This window comes from Staphylococcus delphini (assembly GCF_900636325.1).
Taxonomy (GTDB): Bacteria; Bacillota; Bacilli; order Staphylococcales; family Staphylococcaceae; genus Staphylococcus; species Staphylococcus delphini.
Map to the genome: position 1 here is coordinate 1551301 of NZ_LR134263.1, position 20800 is coordinate 1572100.

Annotated in this window: 17 protein-coding genes and 1 other RNA gene; 15 read left to right on the plus strand and 3 right to left on the minus strand. The window is 37.2% G+C overall.

The genetic code is table 11. The features are described from left to right. Positions 1–2 precede the first annotated feature (2 nt). The 7 genes from EL101_RS07425 (at position 3) to EL101_RS07455 (ending at position 8124) form a co-directional block, all read left to right on the plus strand. Positions 3–1205 (plus strand): CCA tRNA nucleotidyltransferase, encoded by a 1203-nt coding sequence (locus EL101_RS07425; protein WP_096596263.1) that lies wholly within the window; start codon positions 3–5, stop codon positions 1203–1205. Continuing rightward, on the plus strand, positions 1189–2160 hold the full coding sequence (locus EL101_RS07430; RefSeq protein ID WP_096596264.1) for a biotin--[acetyl-CoA-carboxylase] ligase: 972 nt from the start codon (positions 1189–1191) through the stop codon (positions 2158–2160). Before EL101_RS07425 ends, EL101_RS07430 begins: the two co-directional genes overlap by 17 nt. Positions 2161–2187: 27 nt before the next feature. After that, positions 2188–4890, plus strand: a complete 2703-nt coding sequence (locus tag EL101_RS07435) for a helicase C-terminal domain-containing protein (protein WP_096596265.1) — start codon at positions 2188–2190, stop codon at positions 4888–4890. 67 nt (positions 4891–4957) lie between these two features. Beyond that, a complete protein-coding gene (asnS, locus tag EL101_RS07440; RefSeq protein ID WP_096596266.1) occupies positions 4958–6250 on the plus strand; it encodes an asparagine--tRNA ligase in 1293 nt (430 codons plus the stop codon). A gap of 185 nt (positions 6251–6435) precedes the next feature. Continuing rightward, entirely contained in the window at positions 6436–7128 is a 693-nt protein-coding gene (locus tag EL101_RS07445; RefSeq protein WP_096596267.1) for a DnaD domain-containing protein, read from the plus strand. Beyond that, positions 7118–7792 (plus strand): endonuclease III, encoded by a 675-nt coding sequence (gene nth, locus EL101_RS07450; protein ID WP_096596268.1) that lies wholly within the window; start codon positions 7118–7120, stop codon positions 7790–7792. The genes EL101_RS07445 and nth overlap by 11 nt, the downstream gene beginning before the upstream one ends. Beyond that, positions 7789–8124: a YpoC family protein gene (locus tag EL101_RS07455; protein ID WP_096541114.1), complete on the plus strand. Its 336-nt coding sequence runs from the start codon at positions 7789–7791 to the stop codon at positions 8122–8124. Before nth ends, EL101_RS07455 begins: the two co-directional genes overlap by 4 nt. A 523-nt stretch (positions 8125–8647) precedes the next feature. On the opposite strand, the gene EL101_RS07460 is transcribed toward EL101_RS07455, so the two are convergent. Then, the gene (locus EL101_RS07460) at positions 8648–10870 is read right to left on the minus strand and encodes a transglycosylase domain-containing protein (RefSeq protein ID WP_096596269.1); all 2223 of its coding nucleotides are present in this window, start codon (positions 10868–10870) and stop codon (positions 8648–8650) included. Further along, a complete protein-coding gene (recU, locus tag EL101_RS07465) occupies positions 10867–11493 on the minus strand; it encodes a Holliday junction resolvase RecU (RefSeq protein WP_096596270.1) in 627 nt (208 codons plus the stop codon). The genes EL101_RS07460 and recU overlap by 4 nt, the downstream gene beginning before the upstream one ends. Positions 11494–11686: 193 nt before the next feature. Here recU and EL101_RS07470 point away from each other — a divergent pair, with 193 nt between their 5' ends. The 8 genes from EL101_RS07470 (at position 11687) to EL101_RS07505 (ending at position 20225) form a co-directional block, all read left to right on the plus strand. Beyond that, on the plus strand, positions 11687–12028 hold the full coding sequence (locus EL101_RS07470) for a DUF1798 family protein (RefSeq protein WP_096596271.1): 342 nt from the start codon (positions 11687–11689) through the stop codon (positions 12026–12028). Then, positions 12021–12578, plus strand: coding sequence for an SLOG family protein (locus EL101_RS07475; protein WP_096596272.1), 558 nt, complete (start codon positions 12021–12023; stop codon positions 12576–12578). The genes EL101_RS07470 and EL101_RS07475 overlap by 8 nt, the downstream gene beginning before the upstream one ends. Before the next feature lie 19 nt (positions 12579–12597). Beyond that, positions 12598–12933, plus strand: coding sequence for a cell division regulator GpsB (gpsB, locus tag EL101_RS07480; protein WP_096596273.1), 336 nt, complete (start codon positions 12598–12600; stop codon positions 12931–12933). 41 nt (positions 12934–12974) lie between these two features. Then, positions 12975–13361, plus strand: an RNA gene (rnpB, locus tag EL101_RS07485) — RNase P RNA component class B. Between the two features lie 280 nt (positions 13362–13641). After that, complete coding sequence (locus EL101_RS07490) at positions 13642–14769, plus strand: THUMP domain-containing class I SAM-dependent RNA methyltransferase (protein ID WP_096596274.1); 1128 nt, start codon at positions 13642–13644, stop codon at positions 14767–14769. Between the two features lie 33 nt (positions 14770–14802). After that, positions 14803–15720: an EamA family transporter RarD gene (rarD, locus tag EL101_RS07495; RefSeq protein ID WP_096596275.1), complete on the plus strand. Its 918-nt coding sequence runs from the start codon at positions 14803–14805 to the stop codon at positions 15718–15720. 163 nt (positions 15721–15883) lie between these two features. Then, complete coding sequence (locus EL101_RS07500; RefSeq protein ID WP_096596276.1) at positions 15884–19339, plus strand: dynamin family protein; 3456 nt, start codon at positions 15884–15886, stop codon at positions 19337–19339. Positions 19340–19343: 4 nt separating this feature from the next. After that, positions 19344–20225: a 5'-3' exonuclease gene (locus EL101_RS07505; RefSeq protein WP_096596277.1), complete on the plus strand. Its 882-nt coding sequence runs from the start codon at positions 19344–19346 to the stop codon at positions 20223–20225. A gap of 135 nt (positions 20226–20360) precedes the next feature. On the opposite strand, the gene EL101_RS07510 is transcribed toward EL101_RS07505, so the two are convergent. Then, positions 20361–20759 carry a ribonuclease HI family protein gene (locus EL101_RS07510; protein ID WP_096596278.1) on the minus strand — a complete coding sequence of 133 codons (399 nt, stop codon included), beginning with the start codon at positions 20757–20759 and terminating at the stop codon, positions 20361–20363. Positions 20760–20800 lie beyond the last annotated feature (41 nt).

Consider the following 20800-nt stretch of genomic DNA (forward strand, 5'->3'; position numbering starts at 1 on the left):
TCATGAATCAATCTCAATTTGAATTAGCCAAACCTATTTTAGAACGTTTGATTCAACATGGATATGAAGCTTATTTTGTCGGTGGCTCAGTGCGAGATTTTATTATGAATCGGCCTATCCATGATGTAGACATTACGACGAATGCGACACCTGATGAAATTGAGGCACTCTTTGAACATACGATTCCCATTGGTAAAGAACATGGCACTATCAATGTCGTATGGGAACACGAAAATTATGAAGTGACAACTTTCCGTGCTGAAGCTGAATATGTGGATCATCGTCGACCGACAGAAGTTTATTTTGTCAGGGATTTATACCAAGATGTGGAACGTCGAGATTTTACGATGAACGCCATAGCGATGGATATCAACTACGAACGTATTGACCATTTTGATGGTGAACGCGATATTGAACAGCGTATCATTCGTACGGTAGGCGATGCAAAGACACGCTTTGACGAAGATGCACTAAGAATATTGCGCGGTTTACGTTTTAAGTCACAGCTCGGATTTACGATTGATAAGACGACATTTGAAGCGATGGCACAGCAAATGGCGGATTTGGAATATTTATCTATTGAACGCATTATGAACGAACTGACATTATTAGTTAAAGGGCGCTATGTTGCGGAAACCTTTCCCAAACTCGAACCATTGCACTTGTGGCGTTACATCCCATATTTCAAAGATGTCGATGTCGCAGCGATAAAATTGAATGCACCGGTCGATATTGAATCGTTTTTAGCCATTCTCAGCTATCGTACAAATTATCAAGCGTTTAAGCCTTTAAAACTGAGTAATGCACAAGTTCGCATCATTCAAACGTTAATATCGGCTATTCAAAGGGCGCAAACCATAGATACTAAAGTGCAGCTCCAACAATTTGTGTACGACTTTGGCATTGAGGTTGCGCTAACAATCAATGAACTGCGACCGATATTAGAAGACAACCAAATCGATTTACCATCACCGATTATCTTTAACAGCGCAAGTCTCCAAGCTGTGTGGGAAGATTTGCCAATTCAATCACGAGAAGATTTAGCCATAGATGGGAAATGGTTAATGCAAGCGTTCCAATTAAAAGGCGGACCGTGGATTAAAGACGTATTACGCCAAGCTGAACATGCTGTGATTCAACGTGAAGTCAACAATCAAACAGAAGCTATCATTGAATGGGTGAGAACACATGTCAAAATATCTTGATCAAATATTAGAATTATTAACAGATGCAAGACCCGACTATATTTCGGGGCAGACGATTGCAGAACAGCTCAATATTTCACGGATGACGGTCAAAAAAACAGTTGATCAACTTAAAGCAGAGGGATTTTCAATTGATTCAATCCACAATAAAGGGCATCAATTGAAAGCTTTGCCACAATCATGGCATAAAGGAATATTGACCTCAATTTTTAAACATCAATCCTTTATCGCTCAATTTCAAACATATCCATCCGTAGACTCTACACAACAAGTCGCTAAAAAGGCAATTTTAAACGATGACCGTACTATGCTCATTTTAAGCGATGAACAGACTGCAGGAAAAGGGCGTTTCAAACGTGTTTGGCAATCATCAAAAGGGAAAGGTTTATGGATGTCACTCGTTTTAAGACCAGACATTCCTTTTTCAATGCTGACGACGTTTAATTTATTTATGTCATTAGCCATCAGTGAAGCGATTCAGTCATTTAGTCCAGCAAAAGTTGAAATTAAATGGCCGAATGATATTTACATAGAAGGTCAAAAAGTATGCGGGTTTCTGACGGAAATGGTAGCAAATGCAGATGGGATTGAGGCAGTCATTTGTGGTATTGGCATTAATTTAAATCATGACGTTGCAGATTTTGACGACGCATTACAACAAACTGCAACGAGTGTCAAATTACATTATGGAAAAAATATCAACTGCTATGACTTTTTAGAACAATTGATGCAACGTATTGAAGTACGTTATCAACAATTTTTGACTGAACCTTTTACAACCATTAAAGATGAATATATTCAGCGCTCAAACATTTGGAATAAGCAATTACGTTTTACAGAAGGCAAACAACAATTTTATGGTAAAGTAATGGAAATTGATGACCAAGGCTTTTTACTTGTCGTTGATCGTGATGGTGATTTCCACCGTTTAATGAGTGCAGATATTGATTTTTAATCCATAAAGAGAGAAAGGAGGGGGCATATGGCGCATCAACCCTGTTATGCTGTTGTCGATCTTGAAACGACAGGCAACCAAGCAGATTATGATGATATTATTCAAATTGGCATTACTTTTGTTCGTAACAATCAAATTATTGACCATTATCACTCAATGATCAAAACCGATTTGACGATTCCGACTTTTATTCAAGCATTGACTTCCATTGAAGAAGAAATGTTAAATCAAGCACCTTATTTTAAAGAAGTCGCACATGAAATTTATGCGAAAATTAAAGATTGTATTTTCGTCGCACATAATGTGAATTTCGACCTTAACTTTTTAAAACGTTCATTCAAAAAATGTCATATTCATTACCAACCGAAAAAAGTCATTGATACATTGGAACTCTTTAAAATTGCATTTCCAACAGAGAAAAGCTATCAACTGACAGAGCTTGCTGAATCATTAGGTATTCCGCTGACACAAGCACACCGCGCAGATGAAGACGCCTATACAACAGCGCGTATTATGATTTTGGCGTTTGAAAAGTTTGAGGTTTTACCGATTAACACAAAGAAACAACTGTATTATTTAAGCAAGCAATTAAAATATCAACTGGACGACTATTTTTTCGAACAAGTCCGTTTACATGATGCGACAAAAGAAATGACTGGATTAAATCAGTTTGAACAAATTTATTATCTCGCTCCACCTGATTTTGAAGTCAGTCACGTTCAGTTTGACGGTGATTTGACCGCTTTGTATCGAACAATCGTTGACGCCTGTCATTACCAATATCGTGAAGAACAGCTTTATATGGCGCAAATTGTGTTTGACCAGCTCATGCATAACGAAAAAGCACTCATTGAAGCTGATACGGGTAGTGGAAAATCATTAGCTTATTTGGTCGCTTCATTAATGTATTATATCGAAACAGGCGAGCACGTCATGATTTCAACGAATACCAAAATGTTACAAAATCAATTGTTATTACAAGATATTCCGAAAATTAATGACGCACTTAATGTATCGATCAATGCGACGTTGATTAAAAGTAAACAAGACTACATTTCTTTAGGTCTTATTAGCCAAGTGTTAAAAGATGAAACGACCAATTATGATGTCAATTTATTAAAAATGCAATTACTCATTTGGATACTAGAAACACGTACGGGTGATATTCAAGAACTGAACTTACGCGGTGGCCAAAAAATGTATTTCGAACAAAAAATCGAAACGTATGTCCCTGTACGTAAAGATTTTCATTATTACAACCATATTCGAACGAATGCATCCAAAATTCAAATAGGGATTACAAACCATGCGCATTTGTTATATTCATCACCTGAACATACACTGTATCAAATGTTCAAACATTGCATTATTGATGAAGCACATCGATTGCCAGATTATGCGATTGATTGTGCCATTCATGCATTCGGTTATGCAGATATTAAATATCAATTAGGGTTAATCGGTAAAACAGAAAATGAAAAACTGTTGAAACAAATCGATCAACTCGAACAGCAGCGTATTTTACAAAAGTTAGATATCCCACCGATTGATGTTTTTAGTATTAAACAAGACATTATTGAAATTCACGATATGAACGAACACTTTTTTGACCATATTTTCAATCAAGTGCATGAAGGTCAGTTATATGATGATGAAGCTTCGAAATTACATTATGCCTATGATATGGAACGCGATCAATTGATTCCGTTGTTACATCAATACATTTCCAAAATTAATGTCACGCTTGAGCATTTCAATAATATGAAACATAAAGTGGTCAAAACGTTGCGTAAACATTTGCTCTATATTGTGGATCAATTGCGAGAAATCGAAACGGGACTGAAAGCTGGGCATTTGTTTTATATTACGTTAAAAAATGTCCAACAAAAGTCGACGATTAAAATTCATCTTAAAGACGCATCCATTAAACAATTGTTAACGGAGAAAATTTTAAAACAGTTCGAATCGATTTCGTTCGTTTCAGGCACATTGACGTTTAATGGCTCCTTTAAAAATTATCAAAAGTGGTTTGAAGAGGATGTGCATTTCCAAACGTACAAGATTACGTCAGAACATCAACATAACGCCAACGCACACATCTTTGTGCCGAATGATATTAAACGTTACAATTATCAAAACCAAGAAGCATATATCCAAACGATTGTGGAATATATTGCCCGTTATGTCACGACTGTAGATAGTAAGTGCCTCGTACTCTTCACGAGCTATAAAATGTTATACAATGTGATGGATTATTTAAATCAAATGTCTGAATTTGACGATTATGTGATTTTGTCACAACAACAAAGTCAAAATTATAAAATCGTGCAACAGTTCAATCATTTTGATAAGGCGATATTACTAGGGACGAGTACATTTTTTGAAGGCTTTGATTATCAGGCGCACGGCATTAAATGTGTCATGATTGCGAAATTACCATTTATGAATCATCATGCCGTCAAACCGATGTTACTGGCCAATGAGTTTGACAATGTCTTTAAAGATTATGTCTTACCTGAAGCTGTACTGAGATTTAGACAAGGATTAGGGCGCCTGTTGAGAAATGAAAATGATCAAGGGATTGTCGTTTCTTTTGATAATCGTTTAGTGCACAGTCAATATCGTCACTTTTTCCAAAATACGTTCACACATTTTCAACAACATCAAGGCAACATCAAACAGTTTGGACAATTGCTCCATCAAATGCAATCTCAACTCGATCAATCATGATGTGGTAGAAGTTCGGCAGTAGTTTTGTTAAAATAATAACAGTATTAAAACATATAGGAGAATGGTTATGAAAACAACGATTAAAGAAGCAAAGAATAAAATTGGCCAAGAAGTTACGATTGGTGCTTGGCTAGCGAATAAACGTTCAAGTGGTAAAATCGCATTCTTACAATTGCGTGACGGTACAGGATTTATGCAAGGTGTTGTCGTTAAAGCAGATGTTGATGAGGAAATCTTTCAACGTGCGAAATCATTAACACAAGAAACATCATTGTATGTGACTGGTGAAATTACTGAAGACAACCGCTCAGACTTAGGTTATGAGATGCAAGTCAAACATATTGAAGTGATTCACGAAGCACATGACTATCCGATTACACCTAAAAATCATGGTACTGAATTTTTAATGGACCACCGCCATTTATGGTTACGTTCTAAAAAACAACATGCTGTGATGAAAATTCGTAACGAAATCATCCGTGCAACATATGAGTTCTTTAATGAAAATGGCTTCACGAAAATTGATCCACCGATTTTAACAGCAAGTGCACCAGAAGGCACAAGTGAATTGTTCCATACGAAATACTTTGATGAAGATGCCTTCTTATCACAAAGTGGACAACTTTACATGGAAGCTGCGGCAATGGCATACGGAAAAGTATTTTCATTTGGTCCAACATTCCGTGCCGAAAAATCAAAAACACGTCGCCATTTAATTGAATTCTGGATGATTGAACCTGAAATGGCATTTACAACACATGAAGAGAGTTTAGAAGTACAAGAGGCGTATGTTTCATATGTCGTACAAGCTGTGCTTAAAAACTGTCAAATTGAACTTAAATTATTGGAACGCGACACATCAAAATTAGAAAAAGTACAAGCGCCATTTCCACGTATTTCTTATGATGATGCGATTAAGTTTTTACATGAAGCAGGTTTTGACGATATTGAATGGGGCGATGACTTCGGCGCACCACACGAAACAGCGATTGCCAACCATTACGACTTGCCTGTATTCATTGTGAACTATCCAACAAAAATTAAACCATTCTACATGCAACCAAATCCAGAAAATGATGACACAGTGCTTTGTGCGGATTTAATTGCACCTGAAGGCTATGGCGAAATTATCGGTGGCTCTGAGCGTATTAACGACCTCGAGTTGTTAGAACAACGTATCGATGAACATCAACTTGATACAGAAAGCTATCAATATTACTTAGATTTACGTAAATATGGTAGTGTACCGCACAGTGGTTTTGGTTTAGGCTTAGAACGTACTGTGGCATGGATTGCTGGTGTGGAACACGTGCGTGAAACATCACCATTCCCACGCTTGTTAAATCGTTTGTATCCATAAAAGGTACCGATGTAATGATGTTGGGTGATGTTGATGGGCATTACATCACCACATCTTTTACGGGGGTGAGAAGCTGAAATTCTTTGACAATAGGGATTTCACACTCACTCTCTTTTTATTCTAACTATAGCGGTGCGTCGAGAATACATGGTTGTCACATGACTGGCGAAATAGGAGGGGAACTAATGAACCAACGAGAACTGCAAATACGTCCTGTAGTGATTCGCTATGAATTGCTTGAGCATTATCAAGAGTTAGGCCTTAACGAAAATGATTTAGTGATTTTAATTAAAATTTTATATGCTTATGAAGCTTCGAATGAGCAGCCTTCTATTGATATGTTGAAAAAGGGGACAACGATGCAATCATCAGAAGTGACCGCGATTATACAAAAATTGATACAACTCGGTTTATTAGCGATGCGCGTCGAAAAAAATAATGAGGGTAAATTCACTGAATATATAAATCTTGATGGCTTTTACGAACAATTGGCTTCAATTTTTAAACAAATCGAGCAATCCAAAGAAACGATATCTGAAGAAGAAGCATTTAAAATGGTGTTCAAAAAAATCGAGACTGCGTTTGGACGGGCATTGTCACCATTAGAAATTGAACATCTTAACCAATGGATTGATGTCGATCATTATGCCGTTGAATTGATTGATGCGGCGATTGATGAAGCGTTGGCACATCAAAAAACATCACTTAAATATATTGATCGCATTTTACTCAATTGGCAAAAAAATAATGTCACAACAGTGAAAGACGCACAACCCATACGGGCAAAATTTAAAAAACAACCTCAGCAACCTTCTCAAAAAACAGAACACATTCCGAAATTTAATTGGCTGAAAGGAGAGAATCCTTTTGATAAGTAAAAAGAAAGCACTTGAAATGATTGATGTCATTGATCAAATGTTTCCGGATGCACAGTGCGAACTTGTACATGAAAATCCATTCGAATTAACGATTGCTGTATTACTCTCAGCACAATGTACCGACAATACGGTGAACCGTGTGACCAAGGACTTATTTCAGAAGTATCACACGCCGGAAGACTATTTAGCTGTAGATTTAGAAGAGTTACAACAAGATATTCGTTCAATCGGACTCTATCGAAATAAGGCAAAAAATATTCAAAAGCTATCGCAATCTTTACTCGATCAATATGACGGCACCGTGCCACATACGCATGAACAACTAGAAGGATTAGCTGGTGTAGGGCGAAAAACAGCCAATGTCGTCATGAGTGTAGCGTTTGGGGAACCTGCACTCGCTGTTGATACACATGTTGAACGTGTGTCAAAACGTTTAGGCATTTGTCGTTGGAAAGATAGTGTGACAGAAGTAGAACGTCGACTCACTTCAATCATACCGAGAGAACGTTGGACGAAAAGTCATCATCAACTGATCTTTTTCGGTCGTTATCACTGTTTAGCGAAAAAACCAAAGTGCGGTGGCTGTCCATTGTTTGAAGATTGTCGTGAAGGCCAAAAACGTTATCGTGCATCATTGAAAAAAGTGGCAGGTGCATCATCATGAATCATCAAGAAATCATTGCAAAGATGTCAACATTAGAAGAAGCATTAGACGACTATGCGAAACAGCGCAAAATAGGGCGTGACGCATCAATTGCGTTGTTGGATGATTATTATGATGCGTTAATCCGTTATTTTAATGTGATTAATGAAGTAGAAGATTATCGGCTTGTGGCTCAGGAAAGTTTACGTATTGTGCCGTTCAATATTGATGAACGTTTTGCATATATTGAAACACGTAAGCACCATTATATGGGATATCAGCAAATGAAGACGTTGAAATCTGAATTAGTGAAGATGTATGCAGCATATCGTGCACGTCATCGCTTATCGTAAAAATTTCAAGTCTCAATCCATTCATATATTTTTGACTGATTAAATGATTTTAAAGTAGTTGGAAAATGAGGATGAATGGATAAAACATTGATGCTATTGATTTATTGATTTCATAAACTTGCCCTCAGTTTGCTGTGTTTAATATAAGATTGCCCAGAAGGCTGAGACTCCTGAGGGATCAGCTGGTCCGGAAAATCCAATTCGGCATCGATCAAGTGTTCATTTCAATCAAGCCGAATTTAGTTGAAGGGCCAGCCCCTAGGAACGCGAAGCCATGAAGGCAATCTAAAGCCACAAGACATAGGGAGGGCAAGTTTAACAAAAATATTGCATCAATAGCATCAAAAGTTTTCAAGCCCCAACCCTTGGTATACACAACAAAATATAGTAAAGGAGCTGAGGAATCTTAATGTCCCAGCTCCATTCCTACGATTTATAGATTTATGATTGATATAAGTGATGTGATAAATATGAAAAAGGAGCGGGGCGCTCATGCTAGCCCTGCTCCTTTTTGTATGGCATTTTAACGACCGAATAAGTTGCCGAAAATACCATTACCGTTATTATTGCTGTTATTGTTGTTACCTTGTTGTGAATTGTTATTGGCATTGCTCAAATTCTGACCGTTGTTGCCATTTCTGTTGTTGTTAGAACGTGAACCAATGTTTGTCCCATTACTTGATTCAGTAAAGTTACTTGTTGTATTGCCATCAGGTGACTTTGCAACATACAGGCTCTTACCGCTACCTGCAACAGAGTCTGGACGTGTAAAGTCCGAACCGTCACGTGGACTAATATCGCTCATTACATCTTTAAAGAGTAATTGCGGATATTTTTGTTCACTACTGCCGACGAATGAGTTTTGACCGTATTGTTTCACTTCACTAAAGCCCATCCATACAGACATAGTATATTTCGGTGTGAAGCCTGAGATCCATACGTCTTTAGCAGCTGAATCAGGTAAATTGTACTGTTGATATGTTTCTGCACCATACGTACCTGTACCTGTTTTAGCAGCCATATTCACACCATCGACTTTGTTGCCATAAGCAGAACCGTATGCTTCAAATGTACCTTTTAAAATCTCAGTAATCATATAAGCTGTGTAGTCATTCATTGCTTTATGGCTCGTAAAATCGAATTCAATTGTATTGCCATTTGCTTCTACAACTTTTTTAATTGAATGTGCTTTGTTGTACGTACCACCATTTGCAAATGATGCATAGGCTGAAGCAAGTTGCGTAGGTGAGAATTCAGAAGATGAACCACCTAATACTTCTGAAGGTCCAATATCTGTATTTTCATACTCTAAACCAACTTTTTTCGCAAAATCTGTCGGTGCATTGTTACCAGCTTGAGATTTGACTTGTTGCCATGTTTTCAATGCTGGAATGTTAAAACTTTGACGTAATGCATCATAAATGGATACCGTACCATGGCTTTGTTGGTCATAGTTTCTAAAGGTTGCACCATTAATATTGTATGCTGATTCGTCTTGAATAGAGTGGTTGGTTGCCCATTGCATGTTGTCAATTGCTGGACCATAAGCTAAGAATGGCTTCAATGTCGAACCAGTTGGATGTGCGTCAGTCGCTTGGTTACGCTCAACGACATCTTTATAGTTACGACCACCTGAAATGGCAACTAAAGCACCAGTTTGGCTGTCCACGATTGTTGAACCCACCATCTGATCTTCATTTTTATAATAACCACCATTATCAATACGATTTTGTAAGCTGTTTTGAGCATCTTTATCCATGTAAGTGTAAATTTTAATACCACTGTTAAGAATGTCAGATAAATTTTGTCCTTTAAATTCAGGATTGTTCATCAACTCTTGCTTCACAAAGTTCACATAAGAATTGTATTGTTCTGAATCATCGTCTGGTTTAATTTGTCTATCTTCTGCTGTACGTTGCACGAGATTCTCAGTGATTGGCGTATCTTGCGCTTCTTTTTTCTCTTTTTCAGAAATGCGATGATGATATGCCATCAAGTACAATACTGTATCTTTACGTTTTTCAGCTTCTTCTGGATGGTCATAAATGTTATAAGTGTTAGGAACTTGCGGCAGACCTGCGAGATACGCCGATTCAGCTAAGTTCAAATCTTTTAAATCTTTATCGAAGTAGTATCTTGCTGCAGCCTTAATCCCATACACACCATCAGAGTAGTAAATTTTGTTGAGATACATTTGGAAAATTTCATCTTTAGAATATTCCTGTTCTAAACGATAAGATAAGTAGGCTTCTTGCGCTTTACGTTCAATCGACTTTTGGTCTGTTAAAAACGTACGTTTAACCACTTGTTGTGTTAGCGTCGAAGCACCTTGTGAACCAAAGCCGCCCGTAATATTTTTCAATACGGCACCGAATAAACGTTTGTAATCGAGTGCACCGTGATCATAAAAACGGTTGTCTTCAGTTGCAAGTACTGCATCTTTCATCGTATCGGGAACATCTTTTAAATCCACATGTTCTCGTCTTGCACCATTATCAAGCGTCTTAACTAATTCATCATCTTTATCGTAAATTTTTGCTGGACTTGGATCTTGGAGTTTAGACTCGTTAAATGCCGGTGCTTTCCAGGCATAATATGCGAAAAGCAATACAGATAAGAGTGCTAAGATGACAAATGCTAATACTAAAAAGCTCAACACTTTAATGATCATACGCTTGATGTTCTTATTCTTTTTTTGACCGGACTTCTTTTTCGTTTGCTTAGAAGTCCCTTTCTTTTCCGTCATAAGCGGTCCTCACTTTCATCTAATATCAACTTATCAACTGCACTGAGGTAATCTAATCTTGGTTGATACTGATAAGGAATATAGTAACCATTTTCTTGAATTTCTTCAACCTTAATTGATTTTTTTCCATTTTTTAAGAAGCGCTCCCAAAACGGAAAAAATCGCTTAAACGGCAAGAGATAAACTTCATTGATTCCTTTAAAGCGGAGTAGCAAAAAAACAATTCCTCCATGAGCCACTGCTTGTTTCATATGTTCAACTTGATGCGCATGGATGTTTTGTAACGGAAAAGATGTTTTGTTTTTCGTTTCCTTTGCCTCAAAATCAATGTAATAGCCCTTATAAACACCATTATAATCAGTAGTTGAAGGCGTTCGAAAATAAGCCTCTTTAATTACAGCTTGACTGCGTTTTGGATAATTCACATGGACAATTTGCACAGGTGTTGGTTTCTTATGAATCACAGCGCGTTCTGTCTTCAAATAATATTGGTTGGAACTTTCAATATCATTTTCCAATGTCATGCCGCGCCCACCGTATTTAATTTTACTCGATTTGTTTGTCCTCGTACTTCCGTCTTGAGTCTGACTCGGCTTAAAAGGCTTACCGTTTGGATAATTCATTTATCTCACCTACAATCCATGTTTTTTGTCCTATAAACATGATAGGATAGGCGTTTTATAAATCGAAAGGATTCATAAACTGACATTATTGTAACATACATAGTCGTTTAACGTGACCTAAAATCAATTCCAGTTAAAATATTTCAACACATTATGATAAAATTAATTTAGTTTAACGAAAGGTGTTAGATTCATGCAAATTGTCATACAACAGTTGATCCACGATTTAGCAACGATTTCACAACGTTATGAAGCAGCTCGATCAGGGAAACAATATGATTTTTATAAAGAAGCGCAACCGTTCGTCCAACAAGTTGATGCCCACTTGCAAACATTACAGCACTATCAAGACACCATTTCAAAACAAAAATATTTCAACGCACGAAAATTACAACGCATGTCATCTTTAATGGCAGAACTGGCCGTCGCATGCCATCAATTCACAACGAGCAAAAAATTATTTTTAGATCAATTTAAAGCCGTACGACATGATCTGAACTACTTATCACAATTGGAGCGTGACGAACATGTTTAAGACCATGTATTTGACGGGTTACAAGTCTTATGAACTGCAAATATTCAATGATCAAGCACCTGAAGTGACCTATTTAAAAAAATTTATAACGCAAAAATTAATTCAGTATATAGAGGAAGGTTTAGAATGGGTGTTAATCCAAGGGCAATTGGGTATTGAATTATGGGGTGCCGAATGTGTCATTGCGTTGAAAGAAGATTACCCCGAGCTCAAATTAGGCGTCATTACACCATTTTTAGAACATACATCTAAATGGAATGAACAAAATCAGCTCAAATATCAGCAGGTGATCGAAATGAGTGATTATGTCAACAGTGTGCATCAGCATACATACGAAGGACCGTTTCAGTTTCAACAAGCGGATCAATTTATGTTGGACCATACAGATATCACTGTATTAATCTATGATGAAGAACAACCCGCAAGTTCACAATTTTTCAAAAAGAAGTTAGTTGATTTTGTTGAAAAAACAAACTATACTTGTGATATTGTGACGTTTGACGAAATTACGAACTTTATCAATGATTTACAATGGTCCGAAGAAATTTAAATCAAATGAGGTGGAACAAATGTCAGATGTTTCGTTAAAATTATCAGCAAAAGACATTTACGAAAAAGACTTTGAAAAGACAATGGTTCGTGGCTATCGTCCCCAAGAAGTGGATGCTTTTTTAGACGATATTATTGCGGATTATCAAAAAATGTCAGACTTAAATAATGAAGTCATCAAATTATCAGAAGAAAATCACAAATTAAAAAAAGAGATTGAAGATTTACGTATTCGTGTTGCCTCTAGTCGACCACAAGATAATAAGAGTTTCTCAAATCAAAGTTCAAACCAAAATAATAATGTAGATATTTTAAAACGAATTTCTAACCTTGAAAAAGCAGTCTTTGGAAAATAGGGATTGTTTTTTAATTGAAAAATGCTATAATTTTTTGAGGATATTTCGTGTAATCGCTATATGTGATGACATATAGAGGAAAGTCCATGCTCACACAGTCTGAGATGACTGTAGTGTTCGTGCTTGATGAAACAATAAGTCAAGGCAATATTCGATATTGACGGCAACGACCTAACCTAAGTCTTTTGATACGGTTACATTAGTTTGAAAGTGCCACAGTGACGTAGCTTTATTAGAAATAATGAAGGTGGAACGCGGTAAACCCCTCGAGTGAGCAATCCAAATTTGGTAGGAGCACTTGTCTAACGGAATTCAACGTATAGACGAGGAAAAGTTCAGCATACTTTTCAGACAGATGATTACAACTGAAGTACCAGTGTAACTAGTGCACGTAACGAGTACATCAGTACAGAACATGGCTTATAGAAATATCTCAGACTAGTCACCTTAGGGCTGGAACAAGACGTTCCAGCCCTTCAATTTGTCTTGACAACGCATGAAATAAGAATCAGTATCAATAGAGAGGCGCTTTGTTTGCTATCGACACATAGAAATCTTTTGAGTAGCGGACTGTAAAATTGATTAAGGAATGCGAGTCCGAGCACGCAAACAATAAAACCAAATATCGATAACATCATCAATTAAATCAATCTGAAAACAATGATAAAAATGAAATACATAAACTGATATTCAAAAGGAGGAATTTTCGTGTATCAACTATTAGCAGTTTGTCCGATGGGGCTTGAATCAATCGTCGCGAAAGAAGTCCAAGATTTAGGCTACGACACACGCGTAGAAAATGGACGCATTTATTTTGAAGGAGACGCATCTGCCATCGTTAAAGCCAATTTATGGTTACGTACTGCAGACCGTGTCAAACTTATCGTAGGACAATTTGAAGCCGTAACTTTTGATTCATTATTCGAACAAACGAAAAATTTACCTTGGGAACAGCTCATCCCAGCTGATGGTCAATTCCCAGTGCAAGGACGTAGTTTAAAATCAAAACTATTTAGTGTTCCTGATGTGCAGGCGATTACTAAAAAAGCAATTGTCGAACGATTGAAAAATGCGCATCAAGTGTCAGGTTGGTTGGATGAATCAGGCGCAAAATATCCTGTTGAAGTCGCTATTTTAAAAGATAAAGTCTTGTTAACGATTGATACATCCGGCTCTGGTTTGAATAAACGTGGTTACCGTTTGGCACAAGGTGAGGCACCAATCAAGGAAACACTCGCTGCAAGTTTAGTTAAATTAGCCAATTGGACGGGTGATACACCGCTTATCGATCCATTTTGTGGTTCTGGAACAATTGCGATTGAAGCTTGTTTAATTGCGCAAAATATCGCACCCGGGTTTAATCGTTCATTTATTTCAGAACAATGGGATATCATTCCGGAAGGGCTGTATGACCAAAAACGTGCGGAAGCTGATGAACTCGCCGATTATGACAAAGAAATCGAAATTTATGCTTCTGATATTGATCCTGAAATGGTTGAAATTGCACAACGCAATGCTGATGAAGTCGGTATCGGTGATATTATCCGCTTCGAAGTCAAAGATGTGAACACCCTTACTATTGATCACGACGGTCCAATTGGCTTAATCGGTAACCCGCCGTATGGTGAACGTATCGGGGACCGTGCAGAAGTTGAAGCAATGTACCGCAATCTCGGCATTCTCATGCAAAATCACCCAAATTTGTCACTTTACATTATGACAAGTAACAAAGAATTTGAATATCTCGCAAATCGCAAAGCTACAAAGCGTCGTAAGTTGTTTAACGGCTATATTGAAACAACTTATTACCAATACTGGGCCAATAAAAAAGCTTAAGCCATTTTAATTTTTACGAAAAGAGGGAGCACTTTGTATCAAGATAATGAATTTAAAAAAGGCATTCTTTTCGCTTTATTGGCTTATGTGATGTGGGGCACATTGCCGTTATATTGGTCACTCATTCACGATGTCGATCCGATTGAAACGCTAATGTATCGTATCGTTTTATCACTCATTTTTATGCTGATTCTTTTACCCATCATTGGACGATGGCAGCAATTTGCTCAAGATATGGCGCAACTGAAAGCGAAACCGTTCAAACTATTGATTATCATTTTAGCGGGCTATATCGTCACAGTGAACTGGGGCACGTTTATTTATGCGATTGATGCTGGTTTTGTATTACAAACGAGTTTAGGGTATTATATCAATCCACTCGTCAGCATTTTACTGTCCATGATATTTTTTAAAGAACGTTTCAATCGTCTCGAATGGGTGGCGATTCTCTTTGCTGTACTTGGTGTCGTTTATATGACTTTTAAAGTAGGCGAATTTCCATACATTTCGTTAATTTTAGCCTTTTCATTTGGTATTTACGGTTTACTGAAAAAACTCGTTCCGATGCCAGCGTTGAGTAGCATTAGCATTGAGTCACTTGCGACAGCACCCATGGCGATTATTTATTTAATTATCGTTGGACAAACAGCTGATTTAAGTATCGGATGGAATATGTCGACGTTTTGGTTGCTCTTTTCAGGTGCTGTTACGGCATTACCGTTACTCTCATTTTCAGAAGGGGCGATTCGTATCCCGTTATCATTAATGGGCTTTATACAATACGTAGGGCCGACGCTCATTTTTATACTTGGGATTTTTGTGTTTAAAGAACCCTTTAATGTCGACCAATTTATCACGTTTTGCTTTATTTGGGGCGGTATCGTAATTTATGTTATTTCTCAAATCATCAAAATTAAAAAGCGCCCACAACCATTGCAATACCAAAATTAATCCAAATATAAGCTAACATCGTACATTGACTGTGCGGTGTTATTTTTTGCTTTCAATTTCATATTAAAATGCCATTATTTTTAATCACTGCAATAGCATTTATCGTTATAAACTCATATAATACTTAAATATAGACGTTTAAAACAAGGGGAATCCAATATCTATGCAGAATCAAGAACAACTGGATATTTTATATAAACTTAAAAAAGAAGTTGAAAAATCTGATCATACCGCTTTTATACATACAATTAACCAAATGATTAAAAAAGTGTATTTGAATCACTACACCATGACTTTTGTCGGCCACTTTTCAGCGGGTAAATCGACGGTCATTAATCGTCTTATCGGCCAAGACATTTTACCAAGTTCACCCGTTCCGACAACAAGTAATACCGCATTAGTAACGATTGCTGATGCACCTGGGATTACAGCGAACATTGAAGGTCAAAAGTATACACAATTGACTTCTTATGATGATGTCAAACAAATGAACCGCGAAAATTTTCAAGTTGAGTCCATCGACATTCGTATTCAAAGTGATGTATTTCAAAACGGCTTTACATTCCAAGATACACCTGGTGTCGATTCCAATGTACAATCACACAGTATGCAAACGGAGCAATTTCTGTATACGAGTAATATCGTTTTCTATACGGTCGATTATAACCATGTACAATCCGCGCTGAACTTTCAATTTATGAAGCGTCTGAATCGTGCAGGCATCCCTGTTGTTTTCGTCATTAACCAAATTGATAAACATGACGAGAATGAGCTCACATTCCAAACATTTCAAAATCGTGTGGAACAATCTGTGCGTGAGTGGGATATTGATTTACTCGACACATTTTATATAACAAAGTTTGAACATCCACAAAACCAATTCGATGCGTTGCGCGCCTTTATTATGGAACAAGATCAGCACCGTGAAGCTGTGAAAGACTATGTCGCACGTATGAAACAATTTATTCATCAACATCAATTGGACTATTTACAACATGAAATGGATGAAATTTTAGAACAGCTTAACATTAAAGCGACACAATTCGATCAAGCGTATCAATCACATCAACAAAATGAAATGATCAGTGAGGAAGCACAATTGTTGAATGATGCAGGAGCGTTGAAACATTATTTGAAAGATAAACGTCGCTCCATTATCGATAATGCGTATATTATGACTCATGACATGCGTGAAACGATTCGTTATTATTTGGAAAGTATGACGAAAGATTTTAAAGCGGGTGGCTTGTTTAATAAAAAGAAAAAGACAGAAGAAGAACGTCAAACACGCCTTAATCAATTAATGACAGACCTTCAAAGTAAAGTGGAACACCAAATCATTAAACCGATGCAAGAGGATTTGTCATTTCTCACACGTTTTATTAATGACACCGATTTGAATCAACGTATTTTAAATCAAAAACTGACATTACCGACATCTATTGTAACCGAGTTGTATCAAATACAAATTCAAATAACGAATCAATATGTGTTAACTTTCTCAAATGATGTCATGAAAGCAATCAAGCAATATATTTTAAAAGAACTCGAACCGCTTGATGATACGATTATTGACAATGTCCACGTAGAAGAGCACTTAGTCGATAAGTCAAATGATAGTTCGGCGTATACACGTTATATAGAACTGCGTAACTTGTCTCAGTCGTTAAAGACGGAAAATTATCGTCATTATTATATTCATATGGAAGATTCACTTGACCGTTTAATCGATCGCACAGAAATTCAATATCAAGTGAAATCAAATGGAGATCATGAAAAAGACGTGCAACAACAAGTGGACGCTGTCACTGCTCAGAAAACCCCGATTAACGATGCAAAAATTGTTCAAGCATTAGACATTGTCAAAAATATACCATTGTTTAAATCAAGTGTGAAAAACATTGAGGAAACACGAGAAAGAATGCAACATCAAATCGTTAAAATAGGTGTTTTTGGGACATTCAGTGCTGGTAAAAGTAGCTTGATTAATGCGTTGTTAGGGGACAGTTATTTGACGAGTTCACCTAACCCGACGACAGCTGCAACTACTGAGATTGGTTATGGTGATACGCACCACGTTACGTTTAAAACGCCAGACATGTTGCTCCAAGAAATTAATGATGTGTTCGAACTTGAAGGACAACAATTTGACTGTATTGAAGCCTTTTTAGAAGCGAACACAGACAAGTTAAAAGGGCGTATCGACAAAAGCCGTCTTGCATTTATTCATGCGATTGAAAAGAATTATGCCCTGTATCAATCGTATATTGCAAAAGGGTTAAAACACGAAATTCAAGCTGCTGACGTACAAAAGTGGAGTGCTGAAGATGAATACGCGACTTTTGTCCAAACGGTGCATTTAAGATTGCCACTCGATTGGTTAAAAGACAAAATGATTGTGGACTCATTAGGGTTACATTCGAATAACCAACGTCATACGAACGAAACGGAAAAAATACTGACAACTTCAGATTTGATTTTATATGTGAGCTACTTTAATCACGCTTTTACCGACAATGATAAAGCGTTTATCGAACATATGAAAAATATGAATCAGTTAAAAGAACATCAGGCGTTCAAAATGGTCATTAATGCAACTGACTTAGCTGAAAATGAAGCTGATAAACGTGCTGTGTGTGACTACGTAGCCGATGCGTTAATGCAAGTACAAATGCAACCTGAAATTTTCGCTGTATCAAGTCGCGCTGCTTTAACTGAAGGGGACACCGGTGTGCAACAATTGAAAGCGAGTATTTCACAGTTTTCAGCAGTTGAATCCAAACATATTTTAGAAGCCAAAATATATGACCAGTTACGTTATATTGGGCAGTCTTATACACAAATGATTGAAGACCATACTTCAAATGCTGAAAAAATGCAGCAAGTTAAACAACAATTACAGCATATGCGTCAAAAAACGATTTTTAATTCGCAAAGCTTAACGGCAATTCGTCAAAAACTGATTAACGAAATAGAAGATCAAATGTATCACTTGAATGAGCGCTTAAAAATTCAATTATTAGATCATGTAAAGGCCATTTATAATACGCAAATGACGAATACAACACGTTTCAATGAGGAAAAACGACAATCGACAAAAGCGTATTTGAATCAAATCCATCAGAAGTTATATTTAGAACAAACTTTAATGATTGAGCGTATTAAATTTTTCTTTAACCAAGCGTTCCAACAAGAAATGGCACCGAAAATCAAATCGTTCCAGCAATATCACATCCTTTTGCCAGATATTGAAACGATAGAAGTTGCGCCTATAGACCAACCATTTTTAACGATTTCTTTAGATGCCATGGTCAACGCACTTCCGAAACAATTGACAAAGAAAAATATTATGCAGCCACAAGTACAAAAACAAATACAGACTGACATTAAAGATGAAACAGTGACATCACTGCAACCACGATTGGCTGATTTACGACAAGCGCTTGAAAGTATGCTCGATACATTAACAACAGAAGCCCAACAAGCGCTTGAACAGATTGAGTCACAAGCACAACGAGAAATCGATAATGCGTTAGCGGTGGAAGTAGATGATGCACTGATTGCTCAACTACAAGCAGAAACACCTAAATTATTAACAATATTGAATCTAAAGGACTGAAAACATGGCACACAAATTATTATTAATTGATGGCATGGCGTTATTATTTCGTCATTTTTATGCAACGAGTGTACACAAAAATTTTATGCGCAATACGAACGGCACACCGACAAACGGCACGCAAGGCTTTGTGAGACATGTCTACAGTGCGATTCGTGACGTTGAACCGACGCACGTTGCAGTATGTTGGGATATGGGGAAAGCGACCTTCCGGAATGACATGTTTGACGGTTACAAACAAAATCGTCCTGCACCACCTGAAGAGCTTATCCCACAATTCGACCATGTCCAACATATTTCTGAAACGCTAGGCTTTTTAAATATTGGTGTTGAAAACTACGAAGCTGATGATGTCATTGGGACGTTAACACATGCATATGCGCAATCACCTGACCACGAAGTCTATGTCATTACCGGAGATCGTGATTTATTGCAATGTGTAAGTGACAACGTTTATGTATGGCTCATCAAAAAAGGCTTTACTGAATATAGTAAGTATGACAGAGCACGATTCGAATCAGAATATCAATTACAACCGCCACAACTTATTGATGTCAAAGCGTTTATGGGGGACACAGCAGATGGTTATCCAGGTGTGAAAGGCATCGGGGAGAAAACAGCGATCAAACTGATTCAGCAATATGGCTCTGTTGAGGAAGTGATTGCGAACTTGTCACAGCTTACGCCCGGACAACAGAAAAAGATAGCGCAAGATATGGAAAATCTACGTTTGTCAAAAAAACTGGCAACGATTGCTTTAAATGTCCCATTATCCATTGACACGTTATTTGAACAAATGGCCCATCATGTCGAGTTAAATCACGTACTCGCAGTATTAGAGCAACATGAATTGTTTGTGTCAAAACGCTTTGTTCAAAATTTGTAACCTCAACATTAAAATAGAAAAGTTAACAGGCGTAATGCCAACAAGCGTTAATTTCTAAATTTAAAGAAAAAATGTCGAAGTGCTTGACATGTGTGTACATGTGCATAACACTTCGACATTTTTTAATATTTAACATTATTCACGATCTAACGCACGGTACAATGCATCTTGAGCTAACTGATTCGCAGCTTTGTTTTGTGCACGTGGCACCCATTTGACAAACGCCAATTCAAAGGCATGCGTCATTTGTAAATAGCGCGCCAAATAAGGTTTAAAACGTCCATTTTTCACAAACTCACGATTCACGGCACCTTCAATTAACTGTGAATCCGTAAAAACTAAGGCATTCACAACCGCTAATGATTTCGCTTGCTCTAATGCAAACAGTAACGCTTCCCATTCAGCACTGTGATTGTCTAACGCATCGAGCACTTTTGTAAATGTATAGCGTTCATCTTCTGTGACGATAACGACGCCACATGCACTTAATCCGGGATTGCCTTTCGTTGCTGCATCAAAATATATTTTAGCCAACTTCACGACACCACACTTAAATGTATTTTCATATTTAAGCT